Origin of the sequence: Limnospira fusiformis SAG 85.79 (assembly GCF_012516315.1) — a bacterium.
Classification (GTDB): domain Bacteria; phylum Cyanobacteriota; class Cyanobacteriia; order Cyanobacteriales; family Microcoleaceae; genus Limnospira; species Limnospira fusiformis.
Genome location: NZ_CP051185.1, coordinates 748,559 through 765,334, shown reverse-complemented (window position 1 = coordinate 765,334; position 16,776 = coordinate 748,559). Strand labels below are relative to the sequence as shown.

Genomic DNA, 16,776 nt, shown 5'->3' with positions numbered 1-16,776 from the left:
AACCTGCGGAATGTAGGATTCAAGGCTTTTGCCCAAGAGCATGGCGACAAAACAGCAGCTCAAATGGCTGAACTTTGGGATGACGACATCTCTCCTCGCACCATATCCAGAGCCTTGAAGAAAATTGGCTTCACCAGAAAAAAAAACTTACGGCTACCAAGAACGTGATGAGCAACAGCGAGAGGAGTTTATGGCTCAGATTGAACAGATGGAGCCACAAGAAGTGGTCTACCTCGATGAAGCCGGCATGAATAGTCAGGACTCGGATTACCCTTATGGTTACTGCGAGGAAGGAAAACGCTTCCATGCACTCAAATCAGGGAAGAGGCAGGGCAGGGTAAGTATGATAGCCGCATGGTGTCATCAACAACTCTTAGCTCCCTTTAGCTTTGAGGGTTGTTGTAATCGGACAGTGTTTGAGTTGTGGTTGGAGTTCATCTTAATTCCAACATTGAAGCCAGGTCAGACTCTAGTATTGGACAATGCAACGTTTCATAAAGGGGGACGGATTGCTGAACTGGTGGAGGCAGCTCAATGCCGTTTACTCTATCTTTCGCCTTATTCGCCAGACCTCAACAAGATAGAGAAATGTTGGTCGTGGCTGAAAGCCCGTATTCGCCACTGCACGTGAGCAGTTTGATTCTCTCCATGATGCCATGGATTCCGTTCTCAAAGCTGCGTCCTAACCACCTTGACTAATGCTATAGTTCAATTAGGGGTCGAGATAGACCTCACGGTCTACCCCTCCCATTCAGAACCGTGCATGAAAGTTTTCCCTTCACACGGCTCCTAGTTTGATTGCTTCTTTTGTTAAGAACACAGCTTTGCGTCATCTAATGCCGTCTTATTGTCGCGGGTGTGGCGGTGTAGCAGTTGAAGATTTTTGTATTCATCCTTTCCACCGTGGCTTCTAGGTACAATGTGGTCTACTTCAACTAAGTCTGATGGGGTAAAGTATTGCCCGCACCAGGTACACTTGCCTTTTTGCTTTTTGAGTAGTTTTGCTACCCTATTTGGTGTGTCAATTGCTTGTCCTTTTCGGGTTGCCCAGTAAGTCCAGTTTCCGTCATCAAGTGTTGCGTCTGGGCGTATTAGGGTGTGTCTGACAATCGGAGTCCAATTGTGTTTCCATAACTGAAATCCATCCTTGGTCTTGAATAACCAAGTTTCATACCTTTCTTTCCTATTGCTAAGTTTAACCGTTCCGTGACTGAAATAGTTTCTTAGCTTTTCATGTAGGTTTGCCCTTCCGCATCTTCAAACTTTCCATGCTCTTAACATTTCCCAGACTATATGGTCTAGTTTATTGAAGGCTTCTGTTGAAACTACCCCTGAATAGTAGTTTGACCAACCTCGTATTATTGGGTTGAGTCTGCTTATCAGGGCTGATTGAGGTGCTGTTTTATGCTTCCTGATTACACCTTTAATCACTTCTGTGTGAGCTTTAACTGCCTTATTGCTGGGTTTAATGTGGGTTTTGTGTCCGATTAATCGGCTCGCCGCTCCACCTGTTTTCCCGGATTGATATTTTCCTATAGGGTATTGCCTGATGTTGAATCCTAGAAAATCAAAGCCGGGTTCCTCTGTTTTACCTTCGTACTCAATGGGATTGAGTGTATGGCATATTCGAGTCTTTTCGGGTTTAATTTTTAGTCCTACAGGTTTTAACCATTCGGAAATAGCAGTTTTGCACTGTTCAATGATTTCTAGGTCTTTGGATATGACCACAAAATCATCGGCATATCTTATTAGGTTTACCTGGGTGGTCGTCCCTTTATTAGGATACATTTCTTTTACTATTCTTTCCATTCCATCCAGGGCGATGTTGGCCAATAGTGGACTTATCGCTCCTCCTTGAGGTGTCCCTGTTTCTGTATCCTCGAATACACCGTTATCTAGCACACCCGCTTTGAGCCATTGTTTCAAGTCTCTTTTCAGGCTGCTTGGACAATGAATTTGTGACAGTAGGTATTCATGGTTCACGGTAAGAGCATTTGGCTATATGTTAGGGGTCGAGAATGGAGTCACCACCATCTCCTCCCATTCAGAACCATACGTGAAAGTTTCCCTTCATACGGCTCCTGGTGTGGATACCCTGTTTTGTCAAAGGAGCAGAATCAAGAGACCTGCTTTTTACTTCGATGTTCAGAGCTATATGCAGCACGTAGTCTTTAAACTCGTCCTCGCCATTATACTCTTACTGACCGCAGTATCTATATCCACACCGTGACCTGTGGGCATATCCCAACCATGACAATTGGGCTTTAGCTTCTGGTCACATCCTTAGCCCTCTAAGCATGCGCTTACATTTTTCACTACTGCCTTGTGAATTGCATTACTCACTTGTTTATGGACAGAGCATTAGAGGGGTTACAACGTTCCGATTATATGGGCATTCCATCGTTAGATTTGTCCTATCCACCGGGGTACTTCTAAAGGTCTGTGTGGGTAGAATGCAGAATCCCCCACTTTTCCCCTTGCCCTTTTGGGCGCAGCGTGTCAACCTATTTCGCTGCTCATGCTTTACGATGGTTCAAGTCGGACATTCGGTCTTCCTAATCATAGATGGTTGGCAGTGGTCGCGTCTTGGTAGTAGGTTCTACCTCACGCCTTCCGTTCCCCGCTTCAATCCTGGAGTTATGATTTCCAAAACTGGGGGTGGCTATCGCCGTTACTCTCTACTCCCTGATTTCTCAGTTCGTTTATGACCTTGAGTTCCCTGCCTTGCTTAGTTACCTAAGCGTCGGGACATATAATCAGTTATGAGGATGGTCAGGAGAGGTCTCCTTATATCCAGATTCGGAGCTGGAATCCTCACCGGGTAGTTATTTCGGGCATTTCAGCCCTATTTCATACCCGAACGTCTCGCACGTGCATCAAGTACATAATAACTACTTGTTTTGATGGCAGGGTAAATTCTACCAATTGCATCTTGGGTTGACCTACCCGTTCTGAACCCATAGCTTGTGCCTTCAAATCTCGATTCCCATTCAGGTTCGAGAGCCGATTTAACCAAGGCTTGCCTCGCTCTATCTTGGATAGTGGGTATTCCCAGCGGGCGTTTCTCATCCCTACCAGGTTTTGGAATCCACACCCTACGCAGTGGTTTTGCTTTGATATTTCCTTTGATTTTCTCGGCTAAGTCTAACCTTTGCTTAGGGGATATTGCTATCACTCCATCCACTCCGGCTGTTTTCTTTCCTTGATTGTCTTGGGTCACTCGCCGTACTGCTAAGAGTCGGGCATAAGATGACTTCACCAATAGACGTTGCCACCTTCTTACCTTTGCATCCGGCCCCGATTTAGCTGCTTGAAATATCCTCTTTTGGAGCTTGAAAACTTTCCGCTGAACCTTAGCCCAAGGAATAGCTTTCCATACGTTATTCGTAGTCTTGATTGGTTTGGACTTGCCAAAGCCTTTCTTTAAACTCGCTTGCGTCATTTAAACACCTACTAGACTCTATTCTTACAATCAAACCGTGACCTGTTAGCATATCCCGTCCATTACAGCCGGGCGTTGGCTTTTGGTCACATCTCACATCCTCTAGGACTTGCGGTTACACTTATCCCTACTAACTACCTCGACCAGATAGTCAGAGTCCAGGAGGACTTAAAACGTTCCGTTTATATGGGCATTCCATCTTTAGATTTGTCCTTTCCACCGGGGTACTTTAAAGGTCTGTGTAAGTAGTATTAATAGCCTCCTACTTTTCCCCTTGCTCTTTTGAACGCAGCGTATCAACCTATTTCGCTGCTCAGTATTGACGATGGTTCAAGCCGGACATTCGGTTTCCCTAATCATGGATGGTTGGCAGTGGTCTCATTTCTGGTATTAGGTTACACCTCGAAGCCTTCCGTTCCCCGCTTTAGTCCCAAGGTTGTGAATCCTGAAACTAGGGGTGGCTATCGCAGTTACCCTCACCTTTGCCGTAACTATTCCGTTATGTTAAGAATTATTACGTTGTGTTGCAAAGTGTGTTGACCTTGGGTTCCCTGCCTTGATTTGGTATCGTATGATACCAATTTTCGGGACATATAAACAGTTATGGGAATGGTCAGAAGTGCGCTTCTTGTATTCAACCAATAGGTTGAATTCCCCACCAGGCGGTTATTTCAGGTATCTAAACCCTATTTAATGCCTGAACGTCTCGCACATTAAAGATATAATGTGCTATCATAGCTAAATGTGAGATAAAACTCCGGGATGTAGCGCAGCTTGGTAGCGCACCTCGTTCGGGACGAGGGAGTCGCAGGTTCAAATCCTGTCATCCCGATTTAACTTAAACCCTTATCCTGACGACTATCGGGTAATATCGCTCAACCCGATAGTCGTACCGTTGCGCACAAAATACACCCCATTAAGTCTTAACACACAGGATAATTAGCGCATATCCCTTAGCAACAAATCTTAATTATTGACGGCTTAATCAATAAGCAGTTATGGTCGAAAGGGAAGTCGCCTTCCCCAACTCCAATTCCAAACCGTGCTTGCGAGTTTCCCAGCACACGGCTCCTGATGTAGATACCCCTTTGTCAGTGGGAACAGGGCTACAACCCCCTGCTTTCGTACTTCAACTTTTAGAGCTATATGCTTGCGATAGTCTTTAAACTCGCTTTCGCCATTAAACTCCTACTAATCGCAGTATCTATATCTACACCGTGACTAGTGGGCATATCCTAACCATTACAGTTAGGCATTAGCTTTCAGTCACATCCTTTCCCCTTAAAGGGTTAGGGGTCGAGAGTGAAGTCACCTTCACCCTCTCCCATTCAGAACCGTGCTTGATAGTTTCCCATCACACGGCTCCTGGTGTGGATACCCTATTTGTCAAAGGAGCAGAATCAAGAGACCTGCTTTCTACTTCGATGTTCAGAGCTATATGCACCACGTAGTCTTTAAACTCGTCCTCGCCATTATACTCTTACTGACCGCAGTATCTATATCCCCACCGTGACCTGTGGGCATATCCCAACCATGACAATTGGGCTTTAGCTTCTGGTCACATCCTTCACCCTCTAAGGTTAGGGGTCGAGAGTGAAGTCACCTTCACCCTCTACCATTCAGAACCGTGCTTGATAGTTTCCCATCACACGGCTCCTGGTGTGGATACCCTATTTGTCAAAGGAGCAGAATCAAGAGACCTGCTTTCTACTTCGATGTTCAGAGCTATATGCACCACGTAGTCTTTAAACTCGTCCTCGCCATTATACTCTTACTGACCGCAGTATCTATATCCCCACCGTGACCTGTGGGCATATCCCAACCATGACAATTGGGCTTTAGCTTCTGGTCACATCCTTCACCCTCTAAGCATGCGCTTACATTTTTCACTACTGCCTTGTGAATAGCATTACTCACTTGTTTATAGGCAGAGCATTAGAGGGGTTACAACGTTCCGATTATATGGGCATTCCATCGTTAGATTTGTCCTCTCCGCCGGGGTACTTTTAAAGGTCTGTGTAGGTAGTCGCACGAACCCCCTACTTTTCCCCTTGCCCTTTTGAGCGCAGCGTGTCAACCTATTTCGCTGCTAGTGTATTACGATGGTTCAAGTCGGACATTCGGTCTTGCTAATCATAGATGGTTGGCAGTGGTCGCGTCTTGGTAGTAGGTTCTACCTCACGCCTTCCGTTCCCCGCTTCAATCCTGGAGTTATGATTTCCAAAACTGGGGGTGGCTATCGCCGTTACTCTCTACTCCCTGATTTCTCAGTTCGTTTATGACCTTGAGTTCCCTGCCTTGCTTAGTTCCCTAAGCGTCGGGACATATAACCAGTTATGAGGATGGTCAGGAGAGGTCTCCTTATATCCAGATTCGGAGCTGGAATCCTCACCGGGTAGTTATTTCGGGCATTTCAGCCCTATTTCATACCCGAACGTCTCGCACCATGCGCTTACATTTTTCACTACTGCCTTGTGAATAGCATTACTCACTTGTTTATAGGCAGAGCATTAGAGGGGTTACAATGTTCCGATTATATGGGCATTCCATCGTTAGATTTGTCCTCTCCGCCGGGGTACTTTTAAAGGTCTGTGTAGGTAGTCGCACGAACCCCCTACTTTTCCCCTTGCCCTTTTGAGCGCAGCGTGTCAACCTATTTCGCTGCTAGTGTATTACGATGGTTCAAGTCGGACATTCGGTCTTCCTAATCATAGATGGTTGGCAGTGGTCGCGTCTTGGTAGTAGGTTCTACCTCACGCCTTCCGTTCCCCGCTTCAATCCTGGAGTTATGATTTCCAAAACTGGGGGTGGCTATCGCCGTTACTCTCTACTCCCTGATTTCTCAGTTCGTTTATGACCTTGAGTTCCCTGCCTTGCTTAGTTCCCTAAGCGTCGGGACATATAACCAGTTATGAGGATGGTCAGGAGAGGTCTCCTTATATCCAGATTCGGAGCTGGAATCCTCACCGGGTAGTTATTTCGGGCATTTCAGCCCTATTTCATACCCGAACGTCTCGCACCATACGCTTACACTTTTCACGCTCTGCCGTGAGGCAGAGCCAATGAGGGGTTTAAACGTTCCGTTTATATGGGCGTTCCATCTTTAGACTTGTCCTTTCCACCGGGGTACTTTTAAAAGTCTGTGTAGGTATAGCACAAGACAGGAAAGTTAGGACGTATAATGGAGAGGACGAGATGACTAAGAAGACCCAAAAGGCCAGCCCCCTATAGTTACGACCTCAGACAAAAAGTTATTAATGCAATTGAACTAGACGGTATGCCCAAAACATAAGCCAGTCAACTTTTCCATGTCAGCCGGAACACCATTAATCTCTGGCTGCAAAGAAAAGCACAGACCGGAGACTTCCTCCCTCAACCTAATCACCCACCTGGCAATAACCACAAAATTACCGACTGGCAAAAATTCAAGGCTTTTGCCCAAGAGCATGGCCACAAAACCTCCGCTCAGATGGCTGAACTTTGGGATGACGACATCTCTCCTCGCACCATATCCAGAGCCTTGAAGAAAATTGGCTTCACCAGAAAAAAAAACTTACGGCTACCAAGAACGTTGGAAGCAACAGCGAGAGGAGTTTATTGCTCAGATTGAACAGATGGAGCCGGAAGGGTTGGTTTACCTCGATGAAGCTGGCATGAATAGTCAAGACTCCGATTATCCTTATGGTTACTGCCAGGAAGGACAACGCTTCCATGCCCTCAAATCAGGGAAGAGGCAGGGCAGGGTGAGCTATATGGCCCCATGGTGTGATCAACAACTCTTAGCTCCCTTTACCTTTGAGGGTTGTTGTAATCGGACAGTGTTTGAGTTGTGGTTGGAGTTCATCTTAATTCCAACATTGAAGCCAGGTCAGACTCTAGTATTGGACAATGCAACGTTTCATAAAGGGGGGCGGATTGCTGAACTGGTGGAGGCGGCTCAATGCCGTTTACTCTATCTTCCGCCTTATTCGCCAGGCCTCAACAAGATAGAGAAATGTTGGTCGTGGTTGAAAGCCCGCATTCGCCATTGTATTGAGCAGTTTGATTCTCTCCATGATGCCATGGATTCTGTTCTCAAGGCTGCGTCCTAACCGTATTGACTAGTGCTATAGCTCACCCTGCCCTGCCTCTTCCCGGATTTGAGGGCATGGAAGCGTTGTCCTTCCTGGCAGTAACCATAAGGATAATCGGAGTCTTGACTATTCATGCCAGCTTCATCGAGGTAAACCAACCCTTCCGGCTCCATCTGTTCAATCTGAGCAATAAACTCCTCTCGCTGTTGCTCATCACGTTCTTGGTAGCCGTAAGTTTTTTTTCAGGTGAAGCCAATTTTCTTCAAGGCTCTGGATATGGTGCGAGGAGAGATGTCGTCATCCCAAAGTTCAGCCATTTGAGCGGAGGTTTGGTGGCCATGCTCTTGGGCAAAAGCCTTGAATTTCTGCCAGTCGGTAATTTGGTGGCTATGACCAGGTGGGCGATTAGGTTTAGGGAGGAAGTCGCCGGTGTGTTCTTTTCTTTGCAGCCAGAGATTGATAGTGTTCCTGCTGACATGGAAAACTTGACTGGCTTCGGTTTTGGGTATACCGTCTAGTTCAATTGCATTAATAACTTTTTGTCTAAGGTCGTAACTGTAGGGGGCTGGCCTTTTGGGTCTTCTGTAGATATCCTTGCCATTATACGTCCTAACTGTTCTGTTTTGTGCTATAGCTTGTCTGACCTACCCTTTTGAAGGGGGTTCAGATTCATGGTAAAATTTCCCATACCCGACGGGATTTTACCCACCAAAGGGGGGAAAAACTTTCCGCCCCTCCTGATTCTCTTAAGGCGCTTATCTCCTCAAGGAAAAAATCTGGGGTTAGGTTCCGTCTGACCATGGGAGTCGGTGTAGGATTCTCTCAATACTCGCCCTAAAAGGGCGAGGCTTGAAGCCCATTTTTGGGGTCAAAAATGGGCTAGTCTGGATACCAGAACATCCCCTTGATCCCTTCGGGATCTGAGATAAACCCTAGGTTTCGATAAAATTCAACCACATGGGGGTCTGCAAACAACGTGATATTGCTAATATCATCGCTGCGAAGCTTTTTGATGATAAAACGCATCAAAGCCTTGCCTAAACCTTTGTTTTGGAAGTCTGGGTGAACCACGACATCCCAAAGGGTAGCATTAAAGGCATGATCGGAAGTAGCGCGAGCAAAACCGATTAGCCGTCGTTGGTTGCCCCGCATTTGCCACATGGAAACGACCAAAAAGCTATGCTGAATAGCCTTTTTGACCTTCCTGAGAGGGCGACGGGACCAACCGACAGCATTACAGAGTTCTTCTAGCTCATATAGATCAATGTCCCGATCCGTGCTGAAAAAAATCCGAGAATTCCGAGAGTTTGGTTGCCGAGTTACCTGGGACCAAGAGGATTGGTTCTCGATAGAGCATTCCTCTTGTTCCGCCGTTTTGGACATTGAGGTAGAATCAGAACCGCTAAAGAAATTTTTCCAAAAACCCATGCAGGCGTGGTTAAGGTAATAGATGATGTCTTTACTAGATAGTATATCTCCCGTACCTGATCCTCAATTATGGCTCCGGGTTTAAAATCATCAACGTTAGAACTTCTAAAGCGCTTCAATCGGGCGTTTCCGCAGTTTTATGAGCAATTTGTTAGCAGTGAGATTCAATTGCAAAATCTCAAATTGGCCTACAATGTTTATAAAACTACACAAGCGGTGATTGAGATTAAGCCAGAAGGGAGCAGAAGCGCCCTACACTTCGCCTATCGCAATCAATCATTTTTGTTGAGCGATATTTTTGGAGTTCTGGCTGCCTATGGGTTAACCATCCATAATCTTAGTTTGTATGGACAAATCTACCCGCCGATGCTGGTATTCATTAAGCTGGTGGTATCGAGGGGTGGTAAGGCACTCACAGAAAAAACGTCAGATAACGTTTGTCGTGCGATTAGAGAAGCATTGGCGGGGCATTTTGAGGTAGAAGAAATGCTGGCCGTCGAGTTTAACCTGGATGCGGGTTTAGAGGATGTAGCTACGGAGTTTTATGTTGACCCGGTGTTCCACCTACCAGCTTTGTTAATTGAAGCAGATAACCAGCCGGGATTATTCTATAAGGTGATGTATGCCATCTGGCAGGAAGACCTGTTGGTGGTCAATGCTAACTTGCTGGTCTGGCGGGGTCGCACTCGTCTGATTCTGTATCTTCTTGGCCCCAATGAGAGCTTGATCCCAGAATATTTGGGTCAGAAAATTGCTGAGGGTATCCGACAAAGGTTGATGGGTCAGCGTTTTTGAACAAAAAGAGCGACGCACTCGGTTCACGTCCCCACAGGCAGGTGGGGGTCAAGTATCGGTGGGGTCTTAGTCATCCTTTTGGCTCGACAGGACACAGCGTCACGATGTTATATAGCACAAGACAGGAAAGTTAGGACGTATAATGGAGAGGACGAGATGACTAAGAAGACCCAAAATGCCAGCCCCCTATAGTTACGACCTCAGACAAAAAGTTATTGATGCAATTGAACTAGACGGTATGCCCAAAACAGAAGCCAGTCAAGTTTTCCATGTCAGCCGGAACACCATTAATCTCTGGCTGCAAAGAAAAGCACAGACCGGAGACTTCCTCCCTAAACCTAATCACCCACCTGGCAATAACCACAAAATTACCGACTTGCAAAAATTCAAGGCTTTTGCCCAAGAGCATGGCGACAAAACAGCAGCTCAAATGGCTGAACTTTGGGATGACGACATCTCTCCTCGCACCATATCCAGAGCCTTGAAGAAAATTGGCTTCACCAGAAAAAAAAACTTACGGCTACCAAGAACGTTGGAAGCAACAGCGAGAGGAGTTTATTGCTCAGATTGAACATATGGGTGCGAGACGTTCGGGCATGAAATAGGGTTGCAATACCTGAAATAACCGCTCGGTGGGGATTTCAACCCCTTGGTTGAATATAAGGAGCGCACTCCTGACCATCCCTATAACTGTTTATATGTCCCAACGTTTGGTATAGAAATATACAAAACAAGGCAGGGAACTCAAGGTCAAGACGCAAAATCAGAAATCTTAATGATTCCTTAACAATTGCGTTGAGAGTAACGGCGATAGCCACCTCCAGTTTTGGGAATCATAACCCCAGGATTGAAGCGGGGAACGGAAGGCGTGAAGTAGAACCCACTACCAGATGCGACCACTGCCAACCATCCATGATTAGGGAAACCGAATGTCCGGCTTGAACCATCGTCATCAATCCGCAGCGAAACAGGTTGATACGCTGCGCTCAAAAGAGTAAGGGGAAAAGTAGGGTTCTCTATAAAACACCTACACAGACCTTTAAAGTACCCCGGTGGATAGGACAAATCTAAAGATGGAATGCCCATATAAACGGAACGTTTTAAGTCCTCTTAGACTCTGAATATCTGGTCGAGATATCAGTAGGGATAAGTGTAACCGCAAGTCTTAGAGGATGTGAGATGTGACCAGAAGCCAACGCCCAACTGTAATGGTAGGGATATGCTAACGGGTCACGGTTTGATTGTAAAGAATAGAGTCTAGTAGGAGTTACTATGACGAAAGCGAGTTTAAAGAAAGGTTTTGAGAAATCAAAGCCAATCAAGACGTGCGTTTGTATGGAAACAAATTCCCTGGGCGAAAGTTCAGAGAAAAGTTTTCAAGCTCCAAAAGAGGATATTTCAAGCAGCTAAATCGGGACAGGATGCAAAGGCAAGAAGGTTGCAACGTCTATTGGTGAAATCATATTATGCCCGACTCTTAGCAGTGCGGCGAGTGACCCAAGATAATCAAGGCAAAAAAACAGCCGGTGTCGATGGAATGAGAGCAATCTCACCAAGGCAAAGGTTTGAACTTGTTGAGAATATTAAAAGAAACCTCAAAGCAAAACCACTGCGACGGGTGTGGATTCCAAAACCTGGAAGGGATGAAAAACGCCCCCTGGGAATACCCACAATCCAAGATAGAGCGAGGCAAGCCTTGGTTAAGTCGGCTCTCGAACCTGAATGGGAATCGAGATTTGAAGGCACTAGCTATGGATTCAGACCTGGAAGGTCTGCCCATGATGCAATATCCAGAATCTTTCAGAGTATCAACAAAGGAGGTTATTACGTTCTGGATGCAGATATAGCGAAATGTTTTGACCGAATAAACCATGACTACCTTCTGTCCAAAATTCATTGTCCAAGCAGTCTAAAAAGAGACCTGAAATCATGGCTCAAAGCGGGTGTCTTGGATAACGGCGTATTCGAGGATACAGAAGCAGGGACACCCCAAGGAGGGGTAATAAGTCCAATACTCGCCAACATCGCACTGGATGGAATGGAAAGGTTAGGTAAGAAAATGTATCCTAATATAGGAACAAACTTCCAGGTCAACCTAATAAGATACGCCGATGATTTCGTGGTCATATCCAAAGACCTAAGAATCATTGAACAGTGCAAAATTGCCATTTCCGAATGGCTAAAACCTGTAGGACTAGAAATAAAACCTGAAAAGACTCGAATTTGCCATACGCTCAATCCCATTGAGTATAATGGCAAAACAGAAGAACCAGGATTCGACTTTCTAGGATTCAACATCAGGCAATACCCAGTAGGAAAATATAAATCTGGAAAGAGTGGGGGAAGAAGAAAAGGAGGCTTCCTATTTAACAAGACCCCACATAAAATGTGGGGATTTAAAACCCACATCAAACCCAGCAAAAAGGCAGTTAAAGCCCATATTGAAGTGATAAAAGGTGTAATTGAACAACATAAAACAGCACCTCAATCAGCCCTGATTAACAAACTAAACCCAATTATAAGGGGATGGTCAAATTACTATTCAGGGGTTGTCTCATCAAAGACCTTCGTTAAATTAGACCACATAGTGCGAAACGTTTAGGAGTCAAATAAGGCTGCAATGCCGAAATAACCTCCTAGAGGGCAATTAGACCTTTACACGGTTACTCAGTATCGGTCTAACCCCTCAACTGTATATATGTCCCGACGCTTAGGGAGTTGTGAATCTAAGCAAGGCAGGGAACTCAGGGTCAATCCCATTTAAGAAATCACAGAATACACTTTTATCTTCCAAGTATACTACAAGGAGGAGTATTTCAACCCACTTGGGGTGATTTGGGAAAGAGTAAAGGCGGTAGCCACCCCCAGTTTCAGAAATCACAAATCTGGGATTGAAGCGGGGAACGGAAGGCGTGAAGTAGAACCTACTACCAGAGGCGACCACTGCCAACCATCCATGATTAGGGAAACCGAATGTCTGGCTTGAACCACCGTAACTAGTTAGCAGCGAAATAGGCTGATACGCTGCGTCCAAAAGGACAAGGGGAAAAGTAGGGTAATTATGTCATCACCTACACAGACCTTTAAAATGTACCCCGGTGGATAGGACAAATCTAAAGATGGAATGCCCATATATACGGAACGTTGAAACCCCTGTTGGGCTCTCTGCGAGTACATCTCGTAGAGTAGTGAAAAGTGTAAGCGCAAGCCCATAAGGGGAAGGGATGTGACTGAAAGCCAATGCCTAACTGTAATGGTTGGGATATGCCCACTAGTCACGATATGGATATAGAGACTGCGATAAGTAAGAGTTTAATGGCGAAAGCGAGTTTAAAGACTAACGCAAGCATATAGCTCCCAAAGTTGAAGTCATAAAGCAGGGGGTAGTAACCTTGTTCCTTTGACAAAGAGGGTATCCACATCAGGAGCCGTGTGAAGGGAAACTTTCAAGCACGGTTTTGAATGGGAGTTGGGAAAGGTGACTTTCCTTTCGACCCCTACCATCTGGTCAATGTTACGGGCATGGACAGTCTCAAGATGCGGAATGGCAACTTACGAAAAGCTAGGAAACTACTTCCACAAAGGAACGGTTAAACTTAGCAACGGGAAAGAAAGACATGAAACTTGGTTATTCAAGACTAAGGATGGATTCCAACTATGGAAACATAACTGGACTCCGATTGTCAGACATACCCTAATACGCCCTGACGCAACACCATACGACGGAAATTGGACTTACTGGGCAACCAGGAAAGGACAAGCAATTGAAACGCCAAACAGGGTAGCAAAACTACTCAAAAAGCAAAAGGGTAGGTGTACCTGGTGCGGACAGTATTTCGCACCATCGGATTTAATTGAAGTAGACCACATTGTACCTCGAAGCCTAGGTGGAAAGGATGAATACAAGAATCTTCAACTATTACACCGCCACTGTCACGATGATAAAACGGCGTTAGACAACGCCAAAGCTGTATCCTTAACAATGGAACAGTCAGACTAGGAGCCGTGTGAAGGGAAACTTTCACGCACGGTTCTGAATGGGAGGGGATGGAGGCGACTCCATTCTCGACCCCTACTAGCCACAAGAAGTGGTCTACCTCGATGAAGCCGGCATGAATAGTCAGGACTCGGATTACCCTTATGGTTAGTGCGAAGAAGGAAAACGCTTCCATGCCCTCAAATCAGGGAAGAGGCAGGGCAGGGTGAGCTATATAGCCGCATGGTGTCATCCTAAGTACAGGACAAAAGTTGTAGAGCCTGGTGAAACCGCCCTGAAAACAAAGGCAGATTAGAGAAAGTGCGGCGTAGAAAATCCAAGCCAGTGCGGAAAAGACTCTGGGAACATCGTCCGTGAGCCTTCAAAGGAATGGGTGAACCTTGGTGAATCCACAAACCCACCTTCATAGCCCAAGTAAAAGCCAGGCTAAGCAAAGCCAATAAACGGCTCAAGCGCTCAGGGTCCTTAAAGTGAGTCGATTCGAGACAGAAGCCCCGAGTCTTCAAGGCTCCGAAGAGGTTTTCAATACCCCAACGCCGAGCATAGTCGGGGAGGGCCGTTTCGGGGCAAGCGTTAGTGATGAGAATCAACAACTCCCCCGAATCAGCCAGACGAGAGCCAATGACGTAAACCTGCCGTCCCCAAACCCAACGGCGACCCGAAAGCTGGCGAAATTCTCCGGGTCGCAGAGAATCAAACATTCGTTCGCCACTACGCCGAGTTCCTCCTAACTTAGGACTAATCAGCTCGCTGTGGCGGATGCGTAGGCGGAAAGGAACCTCGGGGTCGATGAGAAGATACGAGAGCCAATCTCGCCCCACAAATTCCCGGTCAGCGGTCAGACAAGCCACCTCCACGTCAGGAAATAGTGCCTCGAAGCGGTCGAATAAGTCCATGCGTTCGCCACTGTTGCTATTGCCCTTTTTGTCAAGCATCGTCCACAGCAGGGGAAAGGCAATCCCCTCGTGGACGACTGCCAACATCAAGATGTTGAAATGGGTTTGACCGAAAGACCAACAGGTGCGGTCGAGACTAAGAGTCCAAGGTTGGGGAATGTCAATGAGGCTAACGACGAAACGGGCAATCTCTGCCCGGTCAAATTTGAATTGCCGAAAAAAACGTTGTAATCGCTGGTAATTTGAGGAAATTTGCACAGGATTTGCGAATACAGTCGCTATTTCCATCAGATTAACCGTCTTTGTTTGGAATAGCGCCATCAGGAACAGGCAGACAAAGTTTAATCTCGCCCCGTGCCAGGGCAAGTGAGGGCGCAAAGTGTCTCGTAATCGGTTAAGCTCGTTCATGAGAGGGAAGTTTGGTTTGTGGTAATTCCGATGTAACCCTCTCACCCCAACTTGGCGCTACCCCCCCACCCCTCGACTTTCACCTCAGCCCGGAGCGCCCCCTTCAGAATTTTCGGCTAGATTCCCTTTTGGCTAAGACTTTCAGCTTTTTTGTCCTGTACTGAGGGTGTCATCAACAACTCTTAGTCCCCTTTAGCTTTGAGGGTTGTTGTAATCGGACAGTGTTTGAGTTGTGGTTGGAGTTCATCTTAATTCCAACACTGAAGCCAGGTCAGACTCTAGTGCTAGACAATGCAACGTTTCATAAAGGGGGACGGATTCCTGAGCTAGTGGAGGCGGCTCAATGCCGTTTGCTCTATCTACCACCTTATTCGCCAGACCTCAACAAGATAGAGAAATGTTGTTCGTGGTTGAAAGCCCGCATTCGCCATTGTATTGAGCAGTTTGATTCTCTCCATGATGCCATGGATTCCGTTCTCCAAGCTGCGTCCTAACCACCTTGACTAATGCTATAGTTATGGGATGGTCAGGGCGCACTCCTTATATTCTACCAAGGGGTATAAGTCCCACTAGGAGGTTATTTCAGGCATTGCAGCTCTATTTCACTCCTAAACGTCTCGCACAAAGGGGTTATTGTATAGCACAAGACAGGAAAGTTAGGACGTATAATGGAGAGGACGAGATGACTAAGAAGACCCAAAATGCCAGCCCCCTATAGTTACGACCTCAGACAAAAAGTTATTGATGCAATTGAACTAGACGGTATGCCCAAAACAGAAGCCAGTCAAGTTTTCCATGTCAGCCGGAACACCATTAATCTCTGGCTGCAAAGAAAAGCACAGACCGGAGACTTCCTCCCTAAACCTAATCACCCACCTGGCAATAACCACAAAATTACCGACTGGCAGAAATTCAAGGCTTTTGCCCAAGAGCATGGCCACAAAACCTCCGCTCCAATGGCTGAACTTTGGGATGACGACATCTCTCCTCGCACCATATCCAGAGCCTTGAAGAAAATTGGCTTCACCAGAAAAAAAACTTACGGCTACCAAGAACGTTGGAAGCAACAGCGAGAGGAGTTTATGGCTCAGATTGAACAGATGGAGCCACAAGAAGTGGTCTACCTCGATGAAGCCGGCATGAATAGTCAGGACTCGGATTACCCTTATGGTTACTGCGAGGAAGGAAAACGCTTCCATGCCCTCAAATCAGGGAAGAGGCAGGACAGGGTGAGCTATATAGCCGCATGGTGTCATCAACAACTCTTAGCCCCCTTTAGCTTTGAGGGTTGTTGTAATCGGACAGTGTTTGAGTTGTGGTTGGAGTTCATCTTAATTCCAACACTGAAGCCAGGTCAGACTCTAGTGCTAGACAATGCAACGTTTCATAAAGGGGGACGGATTCCTGAGCTAGTGGAGGCGGCTCAATGCCGTTTGCTCTATCTACCACCTTATTCGCCAGACCTCAACAAGATAGAGAAATGTTGGTCGTGGTTGAAAGCCCGCATTCGCCATTGTATTGAGCAGTTTGATTCTCTCCATGATGCCATGGATTCCGTTCTCAAAGCTGCGTCCTAACCACCTTGACTAATGCTATAGCATAAGACAGAACACTTAGGACGTATAATGGAGAGGACGAGATGACTAAGAAGACCAAAAATGCCAGCCCCCTATAGTTATAGCACAAGACAGAACACTTAGGACGTATAATGGAGAGGACGAGATGACTAAGAAGACC

Annotated in this window: 10 protein-coding genes, 1 tRNA gene and 11 pseudogenes; 14 read left to right on the top strand and 8 right to left on the bottom strand. The window is 46.3% G+C overall.

The genetic code is table 11. From position 1 onward, the window contains the following. Positions 1–18: 18 nt before the first annotated feature. A pseudogene (locus HFV01_RS03740) lies at positions 19–686 on the top strand (IS630-like element ISAtsp1 family transposase); the annotation flags it as partial. A gap of 124 nt (positions 687–810) precedes the next feature. Here the strand turns inward: HFV01_RS03740 and HFV01_RS30135 are convergent. Together HFV01_RS30135 and HFV01_RS31940 are read right to left on the bottom strand one after the other, a co-directional pair. Next, positions 811–1,983 (bottom strand): annotated as a pseudogene (locus HFV01_RS30135) (group II intron reverse transcriptase); the annotation flags it as partial. 168 nt (positions 1,984–2,151) lie between these two features. Further along, positions 2,152–2,343: pseudogene (locus HFV01_RS31940) on the bottom strand (hypothetical protein). A gap of 185 nt (positions 2,344–2,528) precedes the next feature. On the opposite strand from HFV01_RS31940, the gene HFV01_RS03725 reads away from it, so the two are divergent. Beyond that, the gene (locus HFV01_RS03725) at positions 2,529–2,708 is read left to right on the top strand and encodes a hypothetical protein (RefSeq protein ID WP_008050473.1); all 180 of its coding nucleotides are present in this window, start codon (positions 2,529–2,531) and stop codon (positions 2,706–2,708) included. Between the two features lie 164 nt (positions 2,709–2,872). Here HFV01_RS03725 and HFV01_RS03720 read toward each other — a convergent pair. Beyond that, positions 2,873–3,442 (bottom strand): annotated as a pseudogene (locus HFV01_RS03720) (reverse transcriptase N-terminal domain-containing protein); the annotation flags it as partial. Positions 3,443–3,724: 282 nt separating this feature from the next. Between HFV01_RS03720 and HFV01_RS03715 the strand changes: the two are divergent. From HFV01_RS03715 to HFV01_RS03695, 5 genes and pseudogenes are all read left to right on the top strand, one after another. Next, positions 3,725–3,982: a hypothetical protein gene (locus HFV01_RS03715; RefSeq protein ID WP_081593276.1), complete on the top strand. Its 258-nt coding sequence runs from the start codon at positions 3,725–3,727 to the stop codon at positions 3,980–3,982. Positions 3,983–4,200: 218 nt separating this feature from the next. Then, positions 4,201–4,274, top strand: a tRNA-Pro gene (locus tag HFV01_RS03710). A gap of 1,270 nt (positions 4,275–5,544) precedes the next feature. Beyond that, the gene (locus tag HFV01_RS03705) at positions 5,545–5,724 is read left to right on the top strand and encodes a hypothetical protein (protein WP_006625930.1); all 180 of its coding nucleotides are present in this window, start codon (positions 5,545–5,547) and stop codon (positions 5,722–5,724) included. A gap of 395 nt (positions 5,725–6,119) precedes the next feature. Next, positions 6,120–6,299: a hypothetical protein gene (locus HFV01_RS03700; RefSeq protein WP_008050473.1), complete on the top strand. Its 180-nt coding sequence runs from the start codon at positions 6,120–6,122 to the stop codon at positions 6,297–6,299. A gap of 396 nt (positions 6,300–6,695) precedes the next feature. Continuing rightward, positions 6,696–7,533 (top strand): annotated as a pseudogene (locus HFV01_RS03695) (IS630 family transposase). 20 nt (positions 7,534–7,553) lie between these two features. On the opposite strand, the pseudogene HFV01_RS03690 reads toward HFV01_RS03695, so the two are convergent. Together HFV01_RS03690 and HFV01_RS03685 are read right to left on the bottom strand one after the other, a co-directional pair. Beyond that, a pseudogene (locus tag HFV01_RS03690) lies at positions 7,554–8,105 on the bottom strand (IS630 transposase-related protein); the annotation flags it as partial. 289 nt (positions 8,106–8,394) lie between these two features. Beyond that, complete coding sequence (locus HFV01_RS03685) at positions 8,395–8,943, bottom strand: GNAT family N-acetyltransferase (protein ID WP_006623763.1); 549 nt, start codon at positions 8,941–8,943, stop codon at positions 8,395–8,397. Positions 8,944–9,012: 69 nt separating this feature from the next. On the opposite strand from HFV01_RS03685, the gene HFV01_RS03680 reads away from it, so the two are divergent. Beyond that, the gene (locus HFV01_RS03680) at positions 9,013–9,738 is read left to right on the top strand and encodes a hypothetical protein (protein ID WP_006616009.1); all 726 of its coding nucleotides are present in this window, start codon (positions 9,013–9,015) and stop codon (positions 9,736–9,738) included. Positions 9,739–9,913: 175 nt separating this feature from the next. After that, positions 9,914–10,316: pseudogene (locus HFV01_RS03675) on the top strand (IS630 transposase-related protein); the annotation flags it as partial. Positions 10,317–10,521: 205 nt separating this feature from the next. Here HFV01_RS03675 and HFV01_RS03670 read toward each other — a convergent pair. After that, positions 10,522–10,728, bottom strand: a complete 207-nt coding sequence (locus HFV01_RS03670) for a hypothetical protein (RefSeq protein WP_235677670.1) — start codon at positions 10,726–10,728, stop codon at positions 10,522–10,524. A gap of 282 nt (positions 10,729–11,010) precedes the next feature. Here HFV01_RS03670 and ltrA point away from each other — a divergent pair. Next, positions 11,011–12,328 (top strand): annotated as a pseudogene (gene ltrA, locus HFV01_RS03665) (group II intron reverse transcriptase/maturase); the annotation flags it as partial. A 120-nt stretch (positions 12,329–12,448) separates the two neighbouring features. Here the strand turns inward: ltrA and HFV01_RS03660 are convergent. After that, positions 12,449–12,772, bottom strand: a complete 324-nt coding sequence (locus HFV01_RS03660) for a hypothetical protein (protein WP_006625613.1) — start codon at positions 12,770–12,772, stop codon at positions 12,449–12,451. Between the two features lie 468 nt (positions 12,773–13,240). Between HFV01_RS03660 and HFV01_RS03655 the strand changes: the two are divergent. Both HFV01_RS03655 and HFV01_RS03650 read left to right on the top strand, forming a co-directional pair. Beyond that, positions 13,241–13,738 (top strand): annotated as a pseudogene (locus HFV01_RS03655) (HNH endonuclease); the annotation flags it as partial. 79 nt (positions 13,739–13,817) lie between these two features. Then, positions 13,818–13,967, top strand: a pseudogene (locus tag HFV01_RS03650) (IS630 family transposase); the annotation flags it as partial. A gap of 1 nt (position 13,968) precedes the next feature. Here HFV01_RS03650 and HFV01_RS03645 read toward each other — a convergent pair. Beyond that, positions 13,969–15,039 carry an IS4-like element ISAtsp3 family transposase gene (locus tag HFV01_RS03645; protein ID WP_048895229.1) on the bottom strand — a complete coding sequence of 357 codons (1,071 nt, stop codon included), beginning with the start codon at positions 15,037–15,039 and terminating at the stop codon, positions 13,969–13,971. Positions 15,040–15,206: 167 nt separating this feature from the next. On the opposite strand from HFV01_RS03645, the pseudogene HFV01_RS03640 reads away from it, so the two are divergent. Next, positions 15,207–15,533, top strand: a pseudogene (locus HFV01_RS03640) (transposase); the annotation flags it as partial. A 207-nt stretch (positions 15,534–15,740) separates the two neighbouring features. Continuing rightward, positions 15,741–16,616, top strand: coding sequence for an IS630 family transposase (locus HFV01_RS03635; protein WP_108614721.1), 876 nt, complete (start codon positions 15,741–15,743; stop codon positions 16,614–16,616). Positions 16,617–16,776 lie beyond the last annotated feature (160 nt).

Bases quoted from the DNA above. Each gene is read 5' to 3' on its own strand.
- HFV01_RS03700 (WP_008050473.1), top strand. From the start codon at position 6,120: ATGGTTCAAGTCGGACATTCGGTCTTCCTAATCATAGATGGTTGGCAG.
- HFV01_RS03635 (WP_108614721.1), top strand. From the start codon at position 15,741: ATGCCAGCCCCCTATAGTTACGACCTCAGACAAAAAGTTATTGATGCA.
- HFV01_RS03705 (WP_006625930.1), top strand. From the start codon at position 5,545: ATGGTTCAAGTCGGACATTCGGTCTTGCTAATCATAGATGGTTGGCAG.
- HFV01_RS03725 (WP_008050473.1), top strand. From the start codon at position 2,529: ATGGTTCAAGTCGGACATTCGGTCTTCCTAATCATAGATGGTTGGCAG.
- HFV01_RS03645 (WP_048895229.1), bottom strand. From the start codon at position 15,039: ATGAACGAGCTTAACCGATTACGAGACACTTTGCGCCCTCACTTGCCC.
- HFV01_RS03680 (WP_006616009.1), top strand. From the start codon at position 9,013: ATGGCTCCGGGTTTAAAATCATCAACGTTAGAACTTCTAAAGCGCTTC.
- HFV01_RS03685 (WP_006623763.1), bottom strand. From the start codon at position 8,943: ATGGGTTTTTGGAAAAATTTCTTTAGCGGTTCTGATTCTACCTCAATG.